The sequence below is a fragment of the Halarcobacter sp. genome (assembly GCF_963676935.1).
In the GTDB taxonomy this organism is placed as follows: domain Bacteria; phylum Campylobacterota; class Campylobacteria; order Campylobacterales; family Arcobacteraceae; genus Halarcobacter.
The window spans coordinates 243247-264420 of record NZ_OY781470.1; the positions used below are offsets into that span (position 1 = coordinate 243247).

The following is a 21174-nucleotide window of genomic DNA, read 5'->3' on the forward strand; positions in this document are numbered from 1 at the left end:
TTCAAAAAGATATAATAATTGTTAAAAATTAGAAATTAAGGATTTAATATGGGTATGCCAGGTGGTATTGAATGGGTAATTATTGCCTTAGTAGTTTTACTATTATTTGGTGGAAAAAAGATTCCAGAATTAGCTAAAGGTTTAGGAAGTGGTATTAAAAACTTCAAAAAAGCTGTAAAAGAAGATGAAGAAGTAGTTTCTACAGATAAATCTGAAGAGATTGAAAAAAAAGCTGAAGTAAAAGAAGAAGAACCAAAAGAAAATAAAACTGTATAAGTAAGAGAAGATAATTGCAAAAAATAGTAAAAAATTATATTGAAACGATTTTAGAAAAAGAGATTGTATTAGAAAAACCGAAAGATAACTCTTTAGGTCATTTTGCAACTCCTATAGCTTTTTCATTGGCAAAAGAGTTTAGAAAATCACCAATGATTATTGCTGACGAATTAGCAGCAAAATTTCAAGATGACGAAATGTTTGAAAAAGTTGAAGCAGTAAAAGGGTTCTTAAATTTTAAATTATCTAACTCATTTTTAGAAAAACTTTCTAAAGAGGCATTGTTAAAAAAAGAAAACTATGCTAAAAGTGATGAAAAAAAAGAATCGATTTTACTTGAATATGTAAGTGCAAACCCAACAGGTCCATTACATATCGGACATGCAAGGGGAGCTGTATTAGGTGATGCAATTGCAAGAGTTGGTAGACATCTTGGGTTTGATATTACTACAGAGTATTATGTAAATGATGCTGGTGCACAAATGGATATGCTTGGACTTTCTGTATCTCTAGCAGGACGAGATTTTGTCTTAAAAGAGGATGTTGAGTATCCAGAAAAGTATTATAGAGGTGATTATTTAGTAGATATTGCTCAAAAAATTTTTGATGAGTATGGAAAAGAGATTTTTTATGATGAATCAAGATTTAGAGAGATGGCTGAGATTGCTAAAAATGATGTACTAAAAATCATTGTAAAGGATTTAAAAGATACAGGTATAGAATTTGATAATTTTGTATCTGAAGCATCACTTTATGATGCATGGCTTAAAACAAAAGAAGTTTTACTTAAAAATGGCTCACTATATGAAAAAGAGGAAAAATTATTTTTAAAATCAACGCTTCATGGAGATGATTCAGATAGAGTTGTTGTAAGAGAAAATGGGATACCTACATATTTAGCTGGTGATATTATTTATCATAAAGATAAGTTTGATAGAGGCTTTGATCATTATATAAATATCTGGGGTGCAGATCACCATGGATATATAAAAAGAGTTCATGCAGCAATTGAGTTTTTAGGTGAAGATTCTAAAAAACTTGAAATTTTACTTTCACAAATGGTTCAATTACTTAAAGGTGGTGAACCATACAAAATGAGTAAAAGAGCAGGAAATGTAATCCTAATGAGTGACATAGTTGAAGAGATTGGTCCTGATGCCTTAAGATTTGTATTCTTAACAAAGAAAAGTGATACACATCTAGAATTTGACCTTGATATGTTAAAAAATCAAGATAGTTCAAATCCTATCTTTTATATTAATTATGCATATGCTAGAATTAATCAGGTTTTCAAAAAAGCAGAAAAAGAGTTTTCTGATGTATTAGATATCTCTTATGATGGTTTAAATGATGAAGCATTAAATTTAGTTTATGAATCATTACTTTTACCATCAGTTTTAGATGAAGCTTTTACTAAAAGAGATATGCAAAAAATTACAGATTATCTGTATTCATTAGCATCTTCTATACATAGATTTTACAATCAGTATAAGATTGTAGGAAGCAAAGAAGAGGATAAATATTTAAAAGTACTAAGTTTAAGTGCTTTAAGTATTAAAGTGGCTTTAAATATTTTAGGAATAAAAGAAAAAAAGGTTATGTAATGAAATGGGCAATTATTATTTTAGCTTTGATTATTGGATATGCACTATGGACAGGTAATACAGGTGGTGCTAAAGATGCAGCAAATAACTATAATAAGTTATTGTCAGGTAGACCAGCAGCACAATAGTAAAAGAGTCAAACTCTTTTACTATTGAATTTTATTATTTAGTTCACTTAAGAACTCTTCAATAGTATATTTTTCTCTATATTTCTCACTTAATAGATGAATAAATATATCTCCTAAGTCTATTATAGTCCAATTTTCATCATCATCAACTCTTAAGAACTCTTCACCTTGTGGTTTTAAATCATTTTTTAAGTAATTTAATAATGCAAATGCATGTTTAGGATTTAATGTTGTTGCAATAACAACATAATCAACAATATACTCTTTTGAAGTTAAATCAATAATCTCAATATTTTCTGCTTTTTTATCAGCTAAAATTGATTTTATGTTTTCTAGTCTTTTATTCAAATCTTACCTTCTTTATTCCAAATTTTTTTTATATCTTTTCTAATCTTCTTAGGTATATACTCTAAATTAAAAGTATTTCTAAGTTGAGTAGAACTAATTTTTATATTTACTTTTAGTTTTTTAACTTTCTCTTTTTTAGTATATTCAATACCATCTCTTGTAACAACAATAAGTGTAACAAGTTTTTTTATCTCTTCGTAGCTATCCCATAAATGAAAACTACTATAGTTATCAGCACCAATTACTAGATATAACTTTTCAGGATTGTATTTTTCAATAATGTGTCTAATTGTTTCGATAGAATAAACAGGTCTTTCTTTGTTTATCTCATAAGGTGAAACTAACACTTTATCTTTTTTTGAAAAAAGTTTTTTCAAAAGTTTATATCTTACTTTCGCATCTAAAAAAGATCTGACTTTCAAGGGATTTAAATATGCTGGTACTACAATCAAAAGGTCAATATCAACTTTTTTTAATATCTTTTTTACAATAGTCTGATGACCTATATGAGGTGGATCAAAACTACCACCAAAAATTGCAATATGCACTTAATTTAGCCTTTGAAATATGATTAAATAATATTATAGCAATATTTTGATAAAATATCTACCGATTTTATAAATACAAAAGGGAAGAAATGGCTGTTAAAGTTGCAATTAATGGATTTGGTAGAATAGGTAGATGTGTAGCAAGAATCATTGAAAAAAGAGATGATGTTGAACTTGTTGCTATAAATGACACTGCAACTACTGAGATGTTAGAATATATTACAAAATATGATACAGTACATGGTACATTTGATGGTGATGTAAAAGTAGAAGATGGTTATTTAACAATGGGTAAAGTAAAAGCAAAACTTTATTCAACAAGAGATGCAAAAGAATTATCATTTACAAAAGATTGTGGAGCAGAAGTTATTTTAGAGTGTACAGGTGCATATCTTACGCAAGAAAAATGTCAAGTGCATTTAGATAATGGTGCAAAAAAAGTTGTAATGAGTGCACCTGCCAAAGATGACACACCAACTTTCGTAATGGGTGTAAATAATGAAGAATATGATGGGCAAGCAATTATCTCTAATGCTTCTTGTACAACAAACTGTTTAGGACCTGTTGCAAAGATTATTGATGATGAATTGGGTATTGAAAAAGGTTTAATGACTACAATTCACTCATATACAAATGATCAAAATATTTTAGATGTTAAACATAAAAAAGATAAGAGAAGAGCAAGAGCAGGGGCACAAAACATGATTCCTACTACAACAGGTGCTGCAAAAGCTATGAAACTGATTATGCCTCAATTAGATGGTAAATTGCACGGTCAAAGTGTAAGAGTACCAACTCCAAACGTATCTATGGTAGATGTTAACTTTGTTGTTAAAAAACAAGTTACAAAAGAGGATTTAAATAAATTATTTGAGATTAAAGCAAAACAACTTGAAGGTATTGTTGCAATCGACAATGATATGATGGTATCTTCAGATTTAGTTGGAAATACAAATTCAACAATTATTGCATCAGATTTAACTCAAGTTATTGGTGGAGATATGATTAAAATCATGACTTGGTATGATAATGAATGGGGATATTCGAGTAGATTAGTTGATATGGCTATTTACGTAGCAGATAAATAAAGGGGAAAATTTATGAAGCTTCAAGAGATTAAAAATATTGATATAGATGGGAAAAGAGTATTTATTAGATGTGATTTTAATGTTCCAATGGATGAATATAACAATATTACAGATGATAGAAGAATTAGAAGTGCATTAAATACAATCAGATATTGTATAGATAGAGATTGTTCTATTATTTTAGCATCTCATTTTGGAAGACCATCAGAGCCAGGAGAAGAGAAATATTCACTTAAGCCAGTTGCTAAAAGATTACATACTCTTTTAAAACAAGATATTAAAATGGCAAAAAATGTAGTAGAAGAAGATACTATTGAAATGGCTAAAAATCTTAAATCTGGGGAGATTATGCTTCTTGAGAATTTAAGATATAATTCTGGTGAAAAAGCAAACGATAAAGAGTTTGCAAAAAAACTGGCATCTATGTCTGAAATTTATATAAATGATGCATTTGGAGTTTCTCATAGAGCTCATGCATCTGTTGAAGCTATTACAGAATTTTTTGATATTAAAAATAAAGCAGCTGGATTTTTATTAGCAAAAGAGATTAAATTTTTCCATAATATTGTTGAAAATCCAAAAAGACCTTTTGTTTCTATTGTAGGGGGGTCAAAAGTATCAGGTAAACTTGAAGTTTTACATAATCTAATTACTAAAGTTGATAAAATCTTGATTGGTGGAGGTATGGCATTTACTTTCCTAAAAGCTCAAGGTTATGAAGTTGGTAAATCTTTGGTTGAAGATGATTTAATCCCTGAGGCATTAAAAATTATTGAAGAAGCAAAAGAGCTTGGAGTTAAACTATATCTACCTGTTGATGTTGTAGCAGCAGAAGCTTTTGATGCAGAAGCAATTGCAAAACTTGTAACAGTGCAAGAGATACCTGAAAGTTGGATGGGACTTGATATTGGACCAGCAACTGCTCAACTATTTAGATTAGCTTTAGGTGATGCAAATACAATTCTTTGGAATGGACCAATGGGTGTATATGAGATGGAAAAATTTGCAAAAGGTAGTACAAGAATCTCAAACACAGTAGCTCAATCATACGCAACAACAGTTGTTGGTGGTGGAGATACTGCTGATTTAGTTAGAGTAACTGGAGATGAAGAGGATATGACATTTATCTCAACAGGTGGTGGTGCATCACTAGAATTAATTGAAGGAAAAGTTTTACCAGGTGTTAAAGCTTTAGTTTTAGAGGATTAATTATGGCAATTATTGCTTCAAACTTTAAAACAAACCATACAAGAAAATCGACAGCTTCATTTATAAATGAAGTTGCTACTTTTGTAGAAGAGAATAATATCAATAATGAGATATTTATATTCCCTCCTTCAACAGCTTTAGACTCATTTGAGATATCTTCAAATATAAAAATTGGTGCTCAAAATGCTTATGCAACACAAAAGGGATCTTTTACTGGTGAAATAGGTACTTCTCAGTTAGATGAATTTGGTATAAAAACAATTTTAATAGGACATAGTGAAAGAAGACATGTTTTAAATGAATCACAAAGTGAGATTGCAAAAAAATATAGTTTCTATAAAGATTTGGGATATATAATAGTTTATTGTATTGGCGAACCTCTAGAAGTAAAACAAAGTGGATTAGAAAAAACTTTAGAGTATATTTATGAGCAATTTGAGGGTATTGATACAAATTATGAAAATCTGATTTTAGCATATGAGCCAGTTTGGGCAATAGGAACTGGAGTTACTGCTACAAATGATGATATAAAAAATGTACATAGTGCTATAAAAGAAAAAATTGATAAACCTTTACTTTATGGTGGAAGTGTAAAAGTTAATAATGTAAATGAGATTTGCTCAATTGAGGGTGTTGATGGCGCATTAATTGGTACTGCATCTTGGATTGCAGATGATTTTAAACAAATAATAGAAAATACAAAGGATTTATAGAATGTTGATGGAAGGTAAAAAAGGTGTTATTTTAGGAGTAGCAAACAACAAATCAATTGCTTATGGTATTGCTAAACAATGTGCAGCTCAAGGTGCAAAAATTGCATTTACTTATTTAAATGATAGTCTAAAAAAAAGAGTTGAGCCTATAGCCGCTGAATTTGGAAGTGAAGATTTAGTTTATCCTTGTGATGTTAGTAATCCAGATGAGATTAAAGCTTTAAAAGAGTCTTTAGAGAAAGATTTAGGTCAAATTGATTTTATCGTTCATTCAATTGCATTTGCACCAAAAGAGGGATTATCTGGAAGATTTTATGATATCTCTAAAGAAGCATTTGATATAGCTATGGATATCTCAGTATATTCACTTATTGAAGTAACAAGAGAATTAAAACCTTTATTATCAGATAATTCATCAATCCTTACATTAACATATTATGGTGGAGCAAAATATATTCCAAACTATAACTTAATGGGTGTAGCAAAAGCTGCATTGGAAATGACTACAAAATATCTTGCAGAAGATTTAGGTAAAGATGGTACTAGAGTTAATGCAATTAGTGCAGGACCTATTAAAACTTTAGCTGCTGCTGGTATTGGTGATTTTAGATTTATGCTTAAATGGAATGAAGCCCATGCCCCACTTAAAAAGAATGTTTCAACTGATGAAGTTGGAAATTCAGGTATGTATCTATTAAGTGATTTAAGTTCAGCTGTAACAGGTGAGATTCATTATGTTGATTGTGGTTACAATATTATGGGTATGCCAGCTGTTGAGTTTGAAGATGGGAAGCCAAGGATTGCATGGAACGGAACTGATAAGTAGGTTATAAGCGTCAGCTTTTAATCGATACCTGCGTTGTCAAGTAAATTTTAAAGACTCACTTACAAAAGTAAGCTCCTCCTTAAAATTTACTCTCCGCCTTGGTCTAGAGTAAAATCTAACACTTCTAACCTACTTATCTTAAATAACTGAAGTTTTAAATTTAAATTCCTAAAGAATTTAGATTTAAAATTTTAAAAAAGTATAGGAAAATTATGAGTATAAACTTTAAAGAATTAGCAAATAAATATCAAACACCTTATTATGTGTATGATTTTGATTATATTTCAAATCAATACAATGAATTAAAAGGGGCTTTTAAAGCTAGAAAATCACTTATTGCGTATGCAGTTAAAGCAAATTCAAATTTATCTGTTATTAAACATCTTGCGAATCTTGGAGCGGGTGCGGATTGTGTTAGTATTGGTGAAGTTAAAAGGGCATTAAAAGTTGGAATTGCACCTTATAAAATCATTTTTTCTGGTGTTGGAAAAATTGACGATGAGATTATACAAGCATTGCAATTAGATATTTTAATGATAAATGTGGAAAGTTCAGCGGAGCTTGATAGGGTTGAACTTATTGCAAAAGAACTTGGAAAATGTGCCAGAATATCTATAAGAGTTAATCCAAATATTGATCCTCAAACCCATCCATATATTTCAACAGGGTTACATGAAAATAAATTTGGTGTTGATATTGATACAGCAAAAAGGATGTATATTCAATGTAATAATTCTGAAAATCTTGATCCTGTTGGTATTCATTGTCATATTGGGTCTCAATTAACTCAATTATCACCAATAAAAGAGTCGGTTAAAATCATTGCAGATTTAGTAAGAAACCTAAAAGCTATTAAAATAGAGCTTTCATTTATGGATATTGGTGGTGGATTAGGAATCATTTATGAAGATGAAAAACTAATTGATACAAATGAATATGCACAGTCAGTATTAGAAACTATGTTTGGTCTTGATATTACAGTTGTTTGTGAACCAGGAAGATTTATGGTTGGAAATGCAGGTACATTTGTAACAAAAGTATTATATGAAAAAGTAAATGGTGAAAAAAGATTTGTTATTGTAGATGGAGCAATGAATGATTTAATCAGACCATCTTTATATAATGCCTATCATAAGATTGAAGTTTTAAATGATAATAAAGAGTTTAGTGATTGTAACTTAGTTGGTCCAGTTTGTGAAAGTGGTGACTTCTTTGCAAAAAATGTTGAACTTCCAAAAACAGAACACAATGATTTAGTTGCAATTTATAGTGCAGGGGCATATTGTTTTTCAATGGCAAGTAACTATAATACAAGAGGTAGAGTTGCTGAGATTGCAATTGAAAATGGGCAAGATAGACTTATTAGAAAAAGAGAAACTTTTGAAGATATTATAGCTTTAGAAGAGGAGTTTATAAAATAAATTGATGAATAAAGGTTTTTTTATAGATGTACAAGGTACTTTAATCGATGACATTGATAAAAGTCCAATAAAGGGTGCCTGTGAATTTATATCATATTTAAATAATAAAAACATACCTTATGTTGTAATTACTAATAATAGTAAAAATAAGAGTGAAGATTTTATTGAAGAGTTAAAGCAAAAAGGTTTTGATATAAGAAATTATATTGACCCTTTTTATATTTTAAAAGAGGTTTTAAAAAATAAAAAAATTGCTGCATTTGGTACAGAAAAATTTTTAGAGGTCTTAATCTCAATGGGATATAAAATTGATTTTGATGATTTTGAATCTTTGATTGTATCTATTAGAGAAGATTACACAAATGAAGATTATTCAAAAATGATTGAATGTGCATTAAAAACAGATAACTTAATTGCAATGCATGGTACATCTATTTATAGCAAAAATGGGAAAAGGTATCCAGGTGTTGGAGCAATTATGAGTATGGTTAAATTTGCAGTTAATAAAGATTATCAAATTGTTGGTAAGCCTAGTTTAAGTTTCTATGAAAAAGCAAGAAAATTGATTAATTTAGATTTTAAAGATATTACTGTTATAAGTGATGATATGATTGGTGATTTACTTGGGGCACAAGAGTTAGGTATGAAAACAAATTTAGTTTTAAGTGGAAAAACTAGAACAAAAGAAGAGATTGTTAATACTCTTGAAAAAGATAACTTACCAAATGAAATTTTTAATGATATGAGTGAAATTTTAGAAAGTTTAAAAAAAGGTATAGTATGAGTGAAAAGGGTTTAAAAGAGTTAAGAGATAAGTTAGATTCTATTGATAATGAGCTTTTAAAACTTATAAATGAGAGAATGGAAATAGTTCATCAAGTTGGAGTATTGAAAGCACATAGTGGTGGAGCTATTTATAGACCAGAAAGGGAAAAGGCTATTATTGATAGGCTAGATACTTTAAATAATGGAAAACTAAATAGAAAAGCTATTGAGGCACTATTTTTAGAAATATTTGCAATATCAAGAAATATTGAATTACCAGAAAATATTGCTTTTTTAGGACCTGAAGGAAGCTTCACTCATCAAGCAGCAGAAACAAGATTTGGGGCAATGAGCTCATATATATCTATAGGTTCTATTAAAGGTGTATTTAGAGAAGTTAGTACAAAAAAAGCTAGATTTGGAGTTATTCCAATAGAAAACTCTTCAAATGGTATAGTAAGTGATACTATAAATTGTCTAAGCACATATAATTTAAAAATTATTGCAGAAGTAGTTTTAGATATTCATCATACTTTAGCAACAACTTGTGATAAGGTTACTGATATTAAAAGAATCTATTCAAAAGATATAGCTTTTGAACAGTGTCATAGTTTTTTAGAAAACTTTGGTTTAGATGAGGTTGAACATATTCCTGTTGAATCTACAACAAAAGCTGCAAAACTAGCATTAAATGAACCAAATAGTGCTGCAATTTGTTCTCATGTTGGAGCAAAAATTTATAATCTTCCAATCTTATTTGAAAATATTGAAGATAAAGATAATAATAAAACTAGATTTTTTATAGTAAGTGATTTTGAAAATGCACAGTCTGGAAATGATAAAACATCAATTTTAGTAAAATTCCCTAATACACCAGGTGCATTAGTTGATTTTCTATTAGATTTTAAGAATGAAGGTATAGATTTAACAAAAATTAAATCTCATATTGTTGAAGGTATTTCTATTTTCTTTATTGATTTTAATGGTCATAAAGATGATGAAAATATAAAAAGGATTTTTAATAAACATAAAGATAGTATTAAATTCTTAGGATCTTACGTAAAAGAGGTTGATGATATTTAAAGAAAAGTAACTCGTTGCTTTCTTTAGAGATAGCTTGTCTATCTTGGAGAAAGAAGTTATAAGTATAAGGTTCCATTCAAAATAGGGACTATTTTTAAGGAATAAAATGAAATTTAATAAAGTATTAGATAATTGTAAAATATATGAAGCTGGAAAGCCAATAGAATTAGTAGTTAGAGAATATGGTGTTGATACAAAAGATATTATAAAACTTGCTTCAAATGAAAATCCTTATGGAACAAGTCCAAAAGTTATTGAAAAGATAAAAGAATTATCAAAAAATATGTTTATGTATCCTGATGATTCCATGTATGAGTTAAAAGAGGCTTTAGCAACAAAATACAGTGTAGAGAGTCAAAATATAATTGTTGGTGCAGGAAGTGATCAAATTTTAGATTTTTTAATAAAAGCAAAATGTGATGAAAATTCTAAAATACTTATGGCAAAAACAACTTTTGCAATGTATGAAATATATGGTAGACAAACAGGATGTACTATTTTAAAAACTGAAGATGCTATGCACAATTTAGAACAATTTGAGCAGATGTATAATGAACATAAGCCAGATATGGTTTTCTTATGTTTACCAAATAATCCATTAGGTGAATGTTTAGATAGAGAAGATGTATATAACTTCTTAGCAAAAGTAGATAAAGAGACATTAGTTGTAGTTGATTGTGCTTATATGGAATATGCTTCATATAAAGATGCAAAAAAAGCAATAGAGCCTGCTGATTTAATAGAAAAATTCCCAAATGCAGTCTATTTAGGAACATTTTCTAAAGCATATGCTTTAGGTGGGATGAGAACAGGTTATGGTATTGGTCAAGTTAATTTGATTAAAACTTTATATAAAATTAGACCACCATTTAATATTACAACTTTATCTTTAGCTGCAGCTATTGAAGCTTTAAAAGATGAAGAGTTTGTAAATGAGTGTATTAAGTTAAATTTTGATGAAATGAAAAGATATGAAGAGTATGCTAAAAGAAAAGAGTTTTCTTATATTGATAGTTATACAAACTTTATTACAATGAAATTTGATAATAAATATATCTCTTCAGATGTTGCACAAAAACTTTTAGAAAGAGGTGTAATTGTCAGAGATTTAACAAGTTATGGAGTAAATGCAATAAGAATAACTATTGGAACACAAAAACAAAATACAAGAGTATTTAATATCTTAGATGAAGTTTTAGCTTTATTAGATAAACAAGAGAATTTATAATTTATTATGGAAATAAAAGATAAAAATTTAGAAGAATTAGAAACAATTTGTTCAGATATTAGAAATAGAATTATTGATGTAGTATCAAGAAAAGGTGGACATTTTTCTTCAACACTAGGTGCTGTTGAATTAACAGTTGCTATGCATAAAGTGTTTGATGTAAAAAAAGACCCTTTTATTTATGATGTATCACATCAATGTTATCCTCACAAACTGATAAATGGAAGATGGGATGAATTTGAAACTATTAGACAATTTGGTGGTTTAAGTGGTTTTACAAAACCTAAAGAGTCCGATGCAGATTATTTTGTAGCAGGGCATAGTTCAACATCTATCTCTTTGGCAGTGGGTGCAGCTAAAGCTATAAAGCTTAAGGGTGAAGATAGAATCCCAGTTGTTATGATTGGGGATGGTTCTATGACAGCAGGAATGGTTTATGAGGCATTAAATGAGTTAGGAGATAGAAAATATCCTGTTGTGATAATCCTTAATGACAATGAGATGTCAATAGCTAAACCTATTGGTTCTATATCTAAATATTTATCAAAAATATTAGCAGGTAAATTCTATCAAGGCTTTAGAGATAGAGTTGATAGAAATATTGTGCAAAAATTGCCAAGTGGCGCAACTTATATAGCTAAAAAAATTGAAGAGAGTATGAAGCTAATAACTCCTGGAATAATTTTTGAAGAGATGGGTGTGGATTATATTGGACCAATTGATGGACATGATCTTGAAGAGGTTATTGAAACTTTAGAGATAGCAAAAGGTATAAATAAACCTGTAATTGTCCATGCAAGAACAGTAAAGGGTAAAGGTTATAAACATGCAGAAGGTCAACAAGAACATTGGCATGGTGTAGGCCCTTTTAATGTAGAAGATGGAACTTTTGCTAAAAAAGCATCCGCAAAATCAGCTACAGCAGTATTTGCTGATGCTTTATTAGATTTAGCAAGAAAACATGAAAATGTAGTTGGTGTAACAGCAGCAATGCCAAGTGGTACAGGTATTGATAAACTTATGAAAGAGTTTCCTACTAGATTTTGGGATGTAGCAATTGCTGAACAACATGCAGTTACTTCAATGGCAGCTATGGCTAAAGAGGGTTTTAAACCTTTTATTACAATTTATTCAACATTTTTACAAAGAGGTTTTGATCAAATAGTTCATGATGTTTGTCTTTTAGGATTACCTGTCGTTTTTGCTATTGATAGAGCAGGAATTGTAGGAAATGATGGAGAGACCCATCAAGGTGCCTTTGATATCTCATATTTAAGGTTTTTACCAAATATGATACTTTGTGCTCCAAGAGATGATAAAACTTTAGAATACTCTTTAGAATTTGCATATGAAGCAAATAAACCCTGTGCAATAAGATACCCAAGAGGAGCTTTTGCTAACTTGCCATTTGAAGCTAGTAAATTTGAGCTAGGGAAGGCAGAACTTCTAAAAGAGGGAGAATCAAATAAACTATTTATTGGTTATGGTGCAGGTGTAAACAGAGCCTGTGAAACTGAAAAACTTCATAATGATGACATCGCTATATTAGATTTAAGATTTGTAAAACCTTTAGATGAAGATACTTTAAAATCTTTAGCCTGTAAATATAATGATTGGTATATTTTTAGTGATTCTCAAAAACAAGGTGGAGTAGCAAGTGCTATTTTAGAGTTTTTAAATAAAGAAAAAATCTGTGTGGATGTTACATCTTTTGAATATGAAGATAAGTTTATTGAACATGGTGATACAAAAAAAGTTGAAGAGAGTTTAGGATTAAATCCTAATCAATTAGTTCAAAAGATAAAATAGTAGTTAAAAACTACTATTCATATCCTAAGATTTCATTAATTCTTTTTTGTTGTCTTTCTTTTGGTGTTAGTTGTTTTTGAGTATTGATTTTAGTAGCAGATTTTTTTTCTTTTACTGATTCAGTAGAATCTTTTTCATCATTAATAAAAACCTCTTTTTTATATTTCGAAGTGTTTAATATTTTATCTTTCGTATTTTGATAGAGTGTATTTTGATTATTATTTGAAGGGTCTACAATTTCAGGTGTGATAAAAAATACAAGTTCACTTTTACCCTCTTTGAAAGCTTTACTAGTAAATATAAAACCAAGTATAGGAATATCACCTAAAAATGGTATTTTATCAACATCATATGAGTTTTCATTACTTACAAGACCACCTAAAACTATAGTAGCTCCATTTTTTGCTAATACATTGGTTACAATTTCTTTTTCTGTAAAACTTGGTATATCATCAACCATATTTGTCCAGTCAATTTCTGTCGAACTTGTTTTTAATTCTAAATCAACATAATTATTTTTCATTACATTCTTAGCTTTTATATCAAGTTGAAGTCCATATTTAACCTCTTCTAAATCAGTTGAAGGAATACCCTCTGCTGTTGTTGTTTGTGTTTTAATTCTTATAGTTCCCCCAGCATGGAAAGTTGCTTCTTTATTTTCCAAAGTTATTAACGTTGTTTCATCCAAAATGTTTGCAACACCTTCTGATTCTAAATATTGTAGTATCATTGAAGTATTAAAATTCTGACTTAAAAAGTTTGCAGCACTAGTAAGCCCCCCAGTTAGAGTCAATGCATTAGACATAATTTTATCAAGGGCACCAGTTATATCACCATTAAGTTGTGAAATATGACCAAATTCACTAGATGGATAATAAGTATATTCCCCTTCTTTTTCTTCGGTTGTTGCATAGTTTCTAACAGAAACAGCCCAATTATTTTTTAAATCTATACCATCATCATTATTTATTTCAACTGCATAAAGTTTAACACGAATCATTTTTGAGGGAGTTGATGTTTCAATCATATCAACAAGCTTTTCTTCAGTTTTAATACCAGCTTTTTTAAAGGTATCAATTACTAAATCTTTTTCTCTATAATCTTTTACATAACCTTTTAAAATAATTGTATCATTTGCTTGTTCAACAATTAAGTTTGGATAAGTAGCTTTTACAATGGAAATAATTGTATCTAGATTTTGCATAATACTAAAGTTTATATGGATTGAATCTCCATTTTCTAGGGTTACTATTGCCCCCTCATTACCAATGTTTTTACCCAATATTTTTAGTTTTGTTAAGGGAGCTTCAAGACTATCTATAAAATCAGCACTTATATTTTCGCTATTCGTTAATTGGATATTTTTAATTCTAGAATCAAATATCAAAGTTCTATAATTATTAAGTGGTAAATATATTGTACTATCATGAAAATCTTTTTGATATATCACTTTATCATTAATATCATATGCAAAACTAAAAGATGTTGTGCATAAAAATAAAAATAAAACCTTAAAAAAATACTTCATTATGAAACTCCTATTCTGTGTATGTTATAGTTAGTGTACATGTAACTGTTCCTGAGCCACTTTCGTTGAAAACTGCTCGCCTACTAACAATTTGTTGATCATAAAAAGATACTCCACTAGCTAATTGAGTGGAGAAAATAACTTGATAATTTGGTGGAACAATTGAGTTATCAGTATTACAAACAACATCACCTGCAGCCACTACATCTATACCATTTACTGACATATTATTAACTCTTGTTACAAAATCATTTATAGTAATAGCACCTGTACCATTAGTAGAGATTAATCTAGCTCCATAATCACTTATAGCATCCATATTATCTTTCACCCTAGCGATTTTTGAATAATTAATAACAAAAAAGAAAAAAGTAACAAAACCTATAAACATTACCATCCATAGTAATATATTTTCAATATAAGCTTTTTTCAAATCTTTTTTTTTCATTTTTTCAATTCTTTATATTCAGAAAAAGATATCTCTTTTACATCTTTTTTATTTACATAACTACCATCACATAAAATATACCAATTTGGTTGTATTTTAGATCTGCTAACATATGACATTATATAATTTTTATGTATCTTACTGTTGATTTTTGCTCTATATGATGGTTTATTTCTTAAATAAATATTATTTGATAAACCAATTAATAAATTATCAGTTTTTGAACATTCATTTTTGTACCCTTCAGTAATAGTAGCTTCTTTAACTGTTTTTTTATCTTTATTATCTGCATAAGATATAGTAGCAGTTTTTGTAGAAATTTTATCTTTTGGACTATACCATTTAATTGGATAAGTAGGTTTTCTATAAACTACTGGTTTAACAAGTTTTTTCTTTTTAACTACTTTTTTAGGTTTTTCTTTTTCTTTTTCATTTTCTTCTTCAAGCTTTGATTTAACCATCCAAAGTTGTTTACCTTTATTATAATCATCAATTAGTTTTAATAATACTTTTTCTTTTATGTCAAGAACAATTTCATTAGCTTTTACATTAACTATTTCTTCAACTTGTTGTTTTTTTACAAGTTTTTTAATTTTTTTCTTAAAAATTGCTTTTTCTGATTCTAATCCTTCACTTAAAAAACCTAAAACTTTAATATTTTTTGCTATATACTGTACAGCATATTTATTTGTATCTTGCCCTTTGGGATAAACTGATATTATTTTTATAATATCATTAGGTTCTAAAGAAAAGTTTGGATTTTCAAAAAGTGTCATTGACATATTGTAACTATTGTATTTAAAATCTAAAGATTTTTCTTTAATAATTTCAATTTTATTTGAAAGTTTTTCTTTTAAAAAAGCTTCGTTCTTATATATTGTTTCTTTAGCATATTTACCAAGGATTTCTTGTTTTAACAAGGGTTTTGTTAAAACAAATTGTCTTGCAATAACAGTTTGTTTAATATGATTCTCACCAATAAGAGTATCTTTATTAATTGTGTCTTTTGCAACAAAAACGTTTACTAATCTATTATTGTCTTTTGCAACTTTTTCTTTCTCTTTATAAAAATAGAAAGATATAGCGATTGCTGATAGTAATAAAGATACTAAAACTAAAATAACTGCTAACTGTTTGTCAAACTTCATACTTTTCCTTTACATTCCTAAACCTAATTCTAATTCACCAGCCATCATAGGGAAAATTATAAATGCTCCTAATGCTGGTAAAACAAATACAAATAAAACTAAAATCAGATACATATTAAGAGTATTAACTTTACCTTTAATTTTATAAAATTTTTCTTGCCTCATCTCATCTGATTGGGTAGAAAATATATTCTTAACTCCAATTCCTGCTTCTTCACTCAATATTAAAAAATCTACAATTTTTCCTAAATCATCAGAGTCAACTCTTCTTTTTAAATTTTCATAAGCTTTTTTTGTTGTGTAATTTGTCATCTCATATTCCAATATGGCTATCTCTTTTAATAACTCCTCATCTAAGATACCATGTGCTCTAGTTGATACTGTAAAAAAAGCGTTTTTTAAACCACCACCAGCCTCTAAAATTACATTAATTAAATCTAAGAAAACACCTAGATCATTGTTTATTTTTTCTGCTCTTTCATTTTTTGATATATAAATATATATCTTCCCTCCAAAAATTATTAATAGTATACCAATTATTATGCCAATAACACCAATTAAGGTATTAAATAGTATAGGAAAAGATATACCAATAATTAATCCAATTAAAGCAAAGACAAGTTTACCTTCATTGTATTCTTTTTTAGTTAGACCTGCTTGAATTAATTTAAAATAGAATTCTTTATCATCCTTTTCATCTGAACTTTTATTTTTTACATCTTTTTGCTGATCGATGATTGCTAAGGCATCAAGTTTTGATAATTGTACAATTTGTTTTTTTTGTCCTTGTGAATCGTAAATATACCATGCTGCAATAACTATAACTATAACTATAACAGGTAGAAAAAATATTAAATCCATTATTTAACCTTAGTTAGTAGATTGTTTACAAATAAACCAAATGCAACCCAAACTGCAATAAAAAACATTTGAATCTGACCTTCATTACTTCCAAAAAAATGTCTATCTAAAACACCATTTAATGAACTATCCATCATCTCATAAGTAAAAATTACCAGTCCTATAATCATGTAACTACCAACTTTTATCTCTTTTGTTGATGAAGTAATCTCTTGTTTTATTTCCCCTTGATCATGAAGTGTTTTTCTTAGTTTTTCTAATGTATTAGAAAACTTACCTCCTGATTGTCTACCAATTGAGATAGTTAGATAAAAAATTCTTAATTCTTTTGACTCAACTAATTTAAACATTTTTTCAAAAGCTTTATTTTCACCAATAATATCTTTTTCCATAAGATAGATATTAAAAGTATCTTTTGTAAATTTAGATTTTGAAGTCATAACAGCTTTAGTTAGTGATTGTTCAAATCCTACACCACTTTTCATCATACTAGTAACTTTATCAATAATTACTTTTAGTCCATAATTAAACTCTTCTTGTCTATTTGAAATAATTTTTTTCAAAACTAAAAGTGGGAAAAAAGCAAATACAATCCAACTAATTGCGAAGACAACAGGATTTGTAATAGCAAAATTTACAAATGTTGCGGCTAGAAAACCAAAGCCTATTGATATAAATATAAAAATTGGTTCGGAAAGAGGAGATAAAAATCCTGCATAAGAAAGTTTTTTACCTAACCAATTTCTATCTTTTTTAAATAAACTATTTCTTTTTTTTGCTTCAGCTAAAATCTCATTTTGATCATTTGATAATTTTTTAATAATTTTATTTTGTTTATTAAAATTTATTAAATAGTTATATATTAATACAATACTAGTTATTGTTAAAATTGGTATAACTGCTGATAAAATAAGAAATTGAATATCCATTCCTAATAATCCCTACTTATTTTTTGGAAATGTGGCCATTTATGGAATAGTTTTGGATCATTTCTTAAGAAAATATCTAAAAATTCATCTTCCCATCCACACATTTTGTTTGGTAAATCTTTTTCTAATTCTTCTATTAACATTGACCTTGGCATTTCAAACTCTTTATCAAAAATAGAAAGATCAATATCTACTCCAAACATATTCATTTGAGAAACAGTTCTAGTTGGAGTTGAAACAACTTCAAATGTTCCTTTTGTTTTAGTCATATCACTTGTATCTCTCTTAAATTCAAAGATATTGTTTAATGAAACAACTGTACCATCTTCAATTCTTTTTTCAACTTCTGAAACAGTGATAACTTTTCTTGTTCCATCAGGGAATCTAACTAATTGAATGATAATATCAATAGCTGAAACTATTTGTGCCCTAATAAAATTAATATTAGCACTAGGTCTCGCTTCTAAATACATGTTTTCAATTCTAACTAAAGCTTCTTTTGTATTATCAGCGTGGACTGTAGTCATTGAACCAGGATGCCCTGTATTCATAGCATTAAGCATAACTACAATCTCTCCACCTCTACACTCCCCAACTATGATTCTTCTTGGAGATGACCTAAGAGCAGATCTTAATAAAAAATCAAGAGTTATAGCACCTTTCCCCTCTTCATTTGCCATTCTTGCTTCATATTGTCTAATAGAATTACAAGGCATTTGGGGTTGCATCTCTTTAGTATCTTCAATTACCATAAGTTGTTCATTTGGATCTATAAACCTTGTCATGGCATTTAGAAATGTAGTTTTACCACTTGATGTACCCCCTGACACAATCATATTACATTTACCTTTAGCAATTTTTAGTAAAAAATAAGCCATTTTGTAATCCATTTGCCCAGAATCAATAAGTGATTCTAGTAATAATGGCAAGTAATTGAATTTTCTTATTGTTACGCAACTTCCATTATTTGCTGCAATGGGAGGAATTTGAACTTCTACCCTTGAACCATCTTGTAGTTTACTAGACATAATAGGGTGAGCTTCATCGATTTTTCTATTATTTTCAGCTAACATTTTATCTATAATTTTTCTTAATTCATCTTCACTTCTAAAAGTAAAAGGTGTTCTTACAGTTTTACCTTTATAGATAATATCTATATAATCTTTTGTATTTATAATAACATCATTTAATCCATCTTTTGCAATATCAAAAATAGTTGTTATTGGCCCATATCCAACTATATTGTTTATAATAAATTCTTTTATCTCTTCTAAAATATCTTTTGGTAATTTACTTGCTTGTTTAAAAGATAAAATAAATTCAGGTAAAACTTCTTCTAAAGAATCTCTAACTATTTTTTTATCAGATTTTAAATTTATCATAAAAGTATCATTTATCTCATATGCTATATTTAATAATTTCTCATTCAAATAAATTTTTGGAAAATCTAGAATTTGATTTTCTGCTTTTTTTCTTTTTACTTTTTCAATTTTCTCTTCAATATTATCTTCAAAAACAATTTCTGATTCATCTTTTTCTTCTTCTTCATTATACGCAAAAGATTGTTTTTTTATCTCTTTCTTTTGTTCTTCTTCAGTAATAAGATTTCTTAAATTTCTCAATTTTATTCCTTATTTAAAAATGAAAATATACTTTTTTTAGCTTTTTCTTTAGAAGTAGTTTCACTTATAAATTCTTTTGTTTTAAGGATATCTTCTAAAGTTTTTACAAATGGTGAATCTTGCGAAATTTGAGAAGCTAGTTCACAATAATTCCAACATTTACCTAAAGTTTGATAATCATTTGGAATCTTTAGATAACTTAACTTATCTTCCTTACTACTTGTATTCATTATAGAGTCAAAATCGGAAGATGAAATTTCATTTAATGAATTAACTCTATTTACTATAAAATTAACTTTATCCTTTAATCCAGCTCTTTTCATAAGTGAATAAAAAGTTTTAAGTTTAGATACATGAGGAAGAGTCATCTCTGTTAAAACCCAAATCTCATTTACTAAATCATAAATAGTACTTTTAAGTGATGTTGCATCAGATATACCTGCATCTATAATAATATAATTAAAATGCTCACTAGCTTTTAAAATATAATCCAGCATCTTCTCTATAAATATTTCTTTTTCAAGTATATCTCTATCAATATGTTTTTGGATACCATTTATTCCATAAAAATTTTCTCTTATTTTTACAAGTCCTACTTCCATATTTTTTTTTATATCAAAATCATTCATATTTACTAAATCAATAATTGAATAGTTTGGTATGGGATTCTGAGATAAAAATAGATTACTAATAGCTTTTGTTGTAGCTAAATCTATAAATAGTACATTTTTTGATGGATTATTTCTTGCAATAATATCTGCTGCATTCATTGAAATAGTTGTTGCTCCAGTTCCCCCGGAAATTCCACTTACTGCAATAATTTTGTTATCATATTTATTTTTATTAATTAGTTTATATTTAGTTTCTAATATTATATTTTTTATAAGTTCAGGAGAAAATTCATCTATTGAAACATAATTTTCAATATTTAGTTTTCCACAGGTTAGTGAAAGATTATGATTATTTGGGCCAATGACTATAATAAACTCATTGAATTTTCTTAAAAGTTCACTATCATCATTTATTAATTCACCATTTTGTATTGTATAGATAATAATATTTTTTGAGTTTTTCATATTTAGAATATCAGAAATTTTTGTAATATCATAAATAACATTTATCTCTGCATTTAATAAAATATCCAAATTTGTTTGTAGTTTATTTGCAAATTTTGTTGTGTTTTTATCTGTTACTATAAATATATTTAATGGAGTATTTTGAGATAGTAAATCTTTTTCAATCTCAAATATTTTTCTTAGTGCAATTCTTGATTTTTTTAATAACTCTTTTAATACTTGTCTATACCAAATTTTTCTATTAAATGTAAGTTTACCAAAGATTATATCTCCATCTTTTAATATTATAGAGTATTTATTATTTATAAAATTAATATCATCTTCTATTACTTCATATCCATTTACAGTAAAACCATAAATAAAATTGTTATATTTAAAATCATATTTTAAAAAAGTAAGTTTTTGAATGTTTGAGATTAGTACAAATAGTTGTAATATCTCAATTACATTCTCTTTTCTAATATCTAAAGCACCTTGAATATTTGAATATTCTTGATATGTTTTATAATCCATTTA

At 27.8% G+C, this 21174-nt stretch carries 21 protein-coding genes; 12 read left to right on the forward strand and 9 right to left on the reverse strand.

All coding sequences use genetic code 11. From position 1 onward, the window contains the following. The first annotated feature begins 48 nt into the window (after positions 1–48). The 3 genes from ACKU4C_RS01220 to ACKU4C_RS01230 are packed head-to-tail and all read left to right on the forward strand — an operon-like array spanning position 49 to position 2008. Entirely contained in the window at positions 49–276 is a 228-nt protein-coding gene (locus ACKU4C_RS01220) for a twin-arginine translocase TatA/TatE family subunit (RefSeq protein ID WP_320035923.1), read from the forward strand. A gap of 14 nt (positions 277–290) precedes the next feature. Then, positions 291–1880 (forward strand): arginine--tRNA ligase, encoded by a 1590-nt coding sequence (gene argS, locus ACKU4C_RS01225; RefSeq protein WP_321313926.1) that lies wholly within the window; start codon positions 291–293, stop codon positions 1878–1880. Further along, the gene (locus ACKU4C_RS01230) at positions 1880–2008 is read left to right on the forward strand and encodes a hypothetical protein (protein ID WP_321313927.1); all 129 of its coding nucleotides are present in this window, start codon (positions 1880–1882) and stop codon (positions 2006–2008) included. The genes argS and ACKU4C_RS01230 overlap by 1 nt, the downstream gene beginning before the upstream one ends. A 21-nt stretch (positions 2009–2029) precedes the next feature. Here ACKU4C_RS01230 and rsfS read toward each other — a convergent pair whose 3' ends face one another. After that, positions 2030–2356, reverse strand: coding sequence for a ribosome silencing factor (rsfS, locus tag ACKU4C_RS01235; protein ID WP_321313929.1), 327 nt, complete (start codon positions 2354–2356; stop codon positions 2030–2032). Continuing rightward, on the reverse strand, positions 2353–2904 hold the full coding sequence (nadD, locus tag ACKU4C_RS01240; protein ID WP_321313931.1) for a nicotinate (nicotinamide) nucleotide adenylyltransferase: 552 nt from the start codon (positions 2902–2904) through the stop codon (positions 2353–2355). Before nadD ends, rsfS begins: the two co-directional genes overlap by 4 nt. An 89-nt stretch (positions 2905–2993) precedes the next feature. Between nadD and gap the strand changes: the two genes are divergently transcribed. The 9 genes from gap (at position 2994) to dxs (ending at position 13046) form a co-directional block, all read left to right on the forward strand. Next, positions 2994–3992, forward strand: a complete 999-nt coding sequence (gene gap, locus ACKU4C_RS01245) for a type I glyceraldehyde-3-phosphate dehydrogenase (RefSeq protein ID WP_321313933.1) — start codon at positions 2994–2996, stop codon at positions 3990–3992. A 12-nt stretch (positions 3993–4004) separates the two neighbouring features. After that, complete coding sequence (locus ACKU4C_RS01250; protein WP_321313935.1) at positions 4005–5201, forward strand: phosphoglycerate kinase; 1197 nt, start codon at positions 4005–4007, stop codon at positions 5199–5201. A gap of 2 nt (positions 5202–5203) precedes the next feature. Continuing rightward, complete coding sequence (locus tag ACKU4C_RS01255) at positions 5204–5914, forward strand: triose-phosphate isomerase (protein ID WP_321313937.1); 711 nt, start codon at positions 5204–5206, stop codon at positions 5912–5914. A 1-nt stretch (position 5915) separates the two neighbouring features. Further along, complete coding sequence (fabI, locus tag ACKU4C_RS01260) at positions 5916–6740, forward strand: enoyl-ACP reductase FabI (RefSeq protein WP_321313939.1); 825 nt, start codon at positions 5916–5918, stop codon at positions 6738–6740. A gap of 212 nt (positions 6741–6952) precedes the next feature. Continuing rightward, the gene (gene lysA, locus ACKU4C_RS01265) at positions 6953–8161 is read left to right on the forward strand and encodes a diaminopimelate decarboxylase (protein ID WP_321313941.1); all 1209 of its coding nucleotides are present in this window, start codon (positions 6953–6955) and stop codon (positions 8159–8161) included. Between the two features lie 4 nt (positions 8162–8165). Further along, positions 8166–8945, forward strand: a complete 780-nt coding sequence (locus ACKU4C_RS01270; protein WP_321313943.1) for an HAD-IIA family hydrolase — start codon at positions 8166–8168, stop codon at positions 8943–8945. Continuing rightward, complete coding sequence (gene pheA / locus ACKU4C_RS01275; protein WP_321313945.1) at positions 8942–10009, forward strand: chorismate mutase; 1068 nt, start codon at positions 8942–8944, stop codon at positions 10007–10009. The genes ACKU4C_RS01270 and pheA overlap by 4 nt, the downstream gene beginning before the upstream one ends. 106 nt (positions 10010–10115) lie before the next feature. Continuing rightward, entirely contained in the window at positions 10116–11237 is a 1122-nt protein-coding gene (gene hisC / locus ACKU4C_RS01280) for a histidinol-phosphate transaminase (RefSeq protein WP_321313948.1), read from the forward strand. 6 nt (positions 11238–11243) lie between these two features. Continuing rightward, positions 11244–13046, forward strand: coding sequence for a 1-deoxy-D-xylulose-5-phosphate synthase (gene dxs / locus ACKU4C_RS01285; RefSeq protein WP_321313950.1), 1803 nt, complete (start codon positions 11244–11246; stop codon positions 13044–13046). Positions 13047–13059: 13 nt separating this feature from the next. Here dxs and ACKU4C_RS01290 read toward each other — a convergent pair whose 3' ends face one another. The 7 genes from ACKU4C_RS01290 to ACKU4C_RS01320 are packed head-to-tail and all read right to left on the reverse strand — an operon-like array spanning position 13060 to position 21171. Then, on the reverse strand, positions 13060–14574 hold the full coding sequence (locus ACKU4C_RS01290; RefSeq protein WP_321313952.1) for a type II and III secretion system protein: 1515 nt from the start codon (positions 14572–14574) through the stop codon (positions 13060–13062). A 10-nt stretch (positions 14575–14584) separates the two neighbouring features. Further along, the gene (locus ACKU4C_RS01295) at positions 14585–15022 is read right to left on the reverse strand and encodes a hypothetical protein (RefSeq protein ID WP_321313953.1); all 438 of its coding nucleotides are present in this window, start codon (positions 15020–15022) and stop codon (positions 14585–14587) included. Then, on the reverse strand, positions 15019–16170 hold the full coding sequence (locus ACKU4C_RS01300; RefSeq protein WP_321313955.1) for a hypothetical protein: 1152 nt from the start codon (positions 16168–16170) through the stop codon (positions 15019–15021). The genes ACKU4C_RS01295 and ACKU4C_RS01300 overlap by 4 nt, the downstream gene beginning before the upstream one ends. Positions 16171–16179: 9 nt before the next feature. Beyond that, positions 16180–17031, reverse strand: a complete 852-nt coding sequence (locus ACKU4C_RS01305) for a type II secretion system F family protein (protein ID WP_321313957.1) — start codon at positions 17029–17031, stop codon at positions 16180–16182. Beyond that, positions 17031–17960: a type II secretion system F family protein gene (locus tag ACKU4C_RS01310; protein ID WP_321313959.1), complete on the reverse strand. Its 930-nt coding sequence runs from the start codon at positions 17958–17960 to the stop codon at positions 17031–17033. The genes ACKU4C_RS01305 and ACKU4C_RS01310 overlap by 1 nt, the downstream gene beginning before the upstream one ends. Positions 17961–17962: 2 nt before the next feature. Continuing rightward, positions 17963–19582 (reverse strand): ATPase, T2SS/T4P/T4SS family, encoded by a 1620-nt coding sequence (locus ACKU4C_RS01315; protein WP_321313960.1) that lies wholly within the window; start codon positions 19580–19582, stop codon positions 17963–17965. 2 nt (positions 19583–19584) lie between these two features. Further along, complete coding sequence (locus ACKU4C_RS01320) at positions 19585–21171, reverse strand: hypothetical protein (RefSeq protein WP_321313962.1); 1587 nt, start codon at positions 21169–21171, stop codon at positions 19585–19587. Positions 21172–21174 lie beyond the last annotated feature (3 nt).